At 62.9% G+C, this 3,058-nt stretch carries 1 protein-coding gene; it reads left to right on the forward strand.

The annotated features are described in order from the left end of the window. Positions 1-287 precede the first annotated feature (287 nt). A partial coding sequence (locus tag KIH75_RS09930) for an Ig-like domain-containing protein (RefSeq protein WP_236028256.1) occupies positions 288-3,058 on the forward strand: 2,771 nt, incomplete at its 3' end.

Genomic DNA, 3,058 nt, shown 5'->3' on the forward strand with positions numbered 1-3,058 from the left:
CAAGGCCGTGAAGGTGTCGTTCACGAACGGCACGTCCTGGGACGGCAACGGCAAGGCCGCGGACGGTTCGCTGCGCGGTTACTGGGCGTCCGGCTCGAGCATGGCCGTGGCCAGCGGCCAGGTCATCTCCGGCATCATGCCTGGTTGCGCTGTGACCACCAAGCAGTAACCAATGCACTGTGTGGGGGCTCGTATTCCGTTCCCGATGGGATGTCCCAGTGGGAACGGATACGGGCCCTCACCCGTATTCAATGCCTGATTATCAATCACTGATTCAAAGGAGAGCAATGAAGCAAACCAAGAGAGTCGCTTTGGCAAGCAGGAAGGCCTTGGCCTTCGCCGCCGCCGCGACGACGTTGTTTGCCGGATTGACCTTGGGCACGGCGGTCACGCCGGAAGCCGAGGCATCCACGGCGACACGAGACAGCTATGCCGACACCGTCGGCAATCCGACCTTCGAGGCGGCCAGAAAGAAGTACGGCCTGCCCAAGGACATGAAGGATGGTGCCACGCTCCACGCCTTCGAATGGTCCTTCAAAACCATCATGGAGAACATTCCGGATATCGCCAAGGCCGGTTACACCTCCATCCAGACCGAGCCGATCGTCAAAATCAAGGACAACCGCAAGCTCGGCACCGGCAACTGGTATCTCAACTGGTATTACGTGTACCAGCCGACCGACATGGCCATCGGCAACTACGTGGTCGGTTCGGAAGACGAGTTCAAGGAAATGTGCGCCATGGCCCACCAGTATGGCCTGCGCATCATCGTCGACTCCGTGTCCAACCATTTCACCTCCGATTTCGACGTGATCGAAGGCAAGTGGAAGAACAAGAGCTACTTCCACGAAGACAAGCAGATCTCCGATTACAACAACCGTGAGGACTGCACCCAGCACAAGCTGTCCGGCCTGTGGGATCTGAACACCCAGGACGACACCGTGACGCAGGGTATGGCCGATTTGCTCAAGCAGACCGTGGCGGACGGCGCCGACGGTTTCCGTTACGACGCGGCCAAGCATATCGAGCTTTCCGACGAGGTGTTCGGCGGCAAGCAGTCCCACTATTGGGACACCATCCTGAAGAACGGCGCGCAGTACCAGTATGGCGAAGTGCTTGAGGACGCGAACGTGCGTGAAGCCGATTACGCCAACCTGTTCAACGCCAGCTCTGTCGGTGGCGGCGGCATCACCGATTCCAGCTACGGCCATGAGGTGCGCAACGCGGTGCAGTTCAAGAACCTCGGCGCCAGCCATTTCACCTCCCATAGCAAGGTCACCGAAGACAAGTCCGTGAACTGGGTGGAGTCGCACGATAACTTCGCCAACGGTGAGGCCAACATTCCGCAGGAGCTTTCCGACGAATGGATCAAGTACGGCTGGGCCGGTGTGACCGCGCAGAAGAACGGCATGTCGCTGTTCTTCGACCGCCCGTACCATGACGGCGGCACCTACGGCACCACGCAGGGCCCGTTCACCGAAAAGTCCAAGCTGGGCGACGCCGGCTCCGACCTGTGGAAGGATCCGGAAGTCGTGGCGGTGAACCACTTCCGCAACGCCATGGTGGGCGAATCCTCCAACGTGAGCAACTGCGGCGACGACAACTGCCTGATGGTGGAACGTTACGCCGGCTCCGCCGCGCAGGACGGCATGGTCGTGGCCAATGCGAACGGTGCCGAGAAGAACCTTGCGGGCCAGTCGACCAAGCTCGCCAACGGCACCTACACCGATGAGGTCACCGGCTCCACCATCACCGTGTCCGGCGGCACCGTCACCTCGGGTTCCGTGAAGGCGAAGTCCATCGCCGCGTTCTCCAACAAGACGCGTTCCGGCAAGGTTTCCACCGCCGAGGCATATCCGAACAAGGGCACCATCCCCGGCACGTCCAAGAAGATCACGCTGCGCGCCTATCAGGCGACCGGAACCACCTACACCACGTCCGACGGCCAGTCCGGCTCCTATCAGGACGGTGATGTCATCAAGATCGGTGCCAGCGCCAAGAGCGGTGAAGTCGTCACCGTGACGGTGAAGGGTACGGGCGCCGATGGGGAGACCATCAAGCACACGTACTCGTACACCAAGCATGGCGATCCGACCTACGATCCGAACGATGGCACCCAGAGCCCCTGCGACACGTACTGCATGCAGTACATGGAGAAGAACGGCTACGATCCCGACAAGTACATCGACGCCGAGGAAACGAACTACGAGGGCGGCGAGGATATCACGGTCACCGGCGTGAAGATCACCGGCGATACCTCGATGGATCTGTCCACCACGCAGAGCCTGCAGCTCAAGGCCGATGTCACCACCGACCCGGCGGGTGGCCGCGTCACCGTGAACTGGAGTTCCTCCGACGAGTCCGTGGCGACCGTGGACAAGACCGGCACGGTCACCGGACGTAAGGCCGGCACGGTGAAGATCACCGCCAAGGCGGGCGATAAGAGCGCCTCCGTCACACTGACGCTCACCGGTACGCCGCCGGTGGCGAAGAATGTGATCTACGCGTCCAAGCCGTCCGGCTGGAGCAAGATGTACGCGTACGTGTACACGGGCGACGGCGCGTCCGCGACGAGCAACGCGAAGTGGCCCGGCGTGGAGATGACCGCCGCGTCCGGCTGCGACCAGACCGGCTACCAGTACGAGGTCCCCGACAGCCTGGCGTCCGACGCGAGGGTCATCTTCAACGACGGCGGCTCGCAGCAGTACCCGGGCGCCCAGCAGCCCGGCATCTCCTACAAGGGCGGCACGGTCCGCTGGGACGGCTCCTCGTCCTCGCTCGCGTCCGTGACCTGCGCGACCAACGTGCCCGTCACGTCCGTGGCGATCTCCGGCACCGGCGTCTCCGCCGGCAAGCTGTCCGTGAAGCAGGGCGCCTCCGCCCAGCTGACCGCCACCGTGAACCCGTCCAACGCGACCGACAGGACGGTCTCCTGGAAGTCCTCCAACACCGCAGTCGCCACCGTGGCGAACGGCAAGGTCACCGGCGTGAAGGCCGGCACCGCCACGATCACCGCGACCGCGGGCGGCAAGAGCGCGTCCGTGGCGGTCACCGTGAC

The sequence above is a fragment of the Bifidobacterium pongonis genome (assembly GCF_019331805.1).
GTDB lineage: Bacteria > Actinomycetota > Actinomycetes > Actinomycetales > Bifidobacteriaceae > Bifidobacterium > Bifidobacterium pongonis.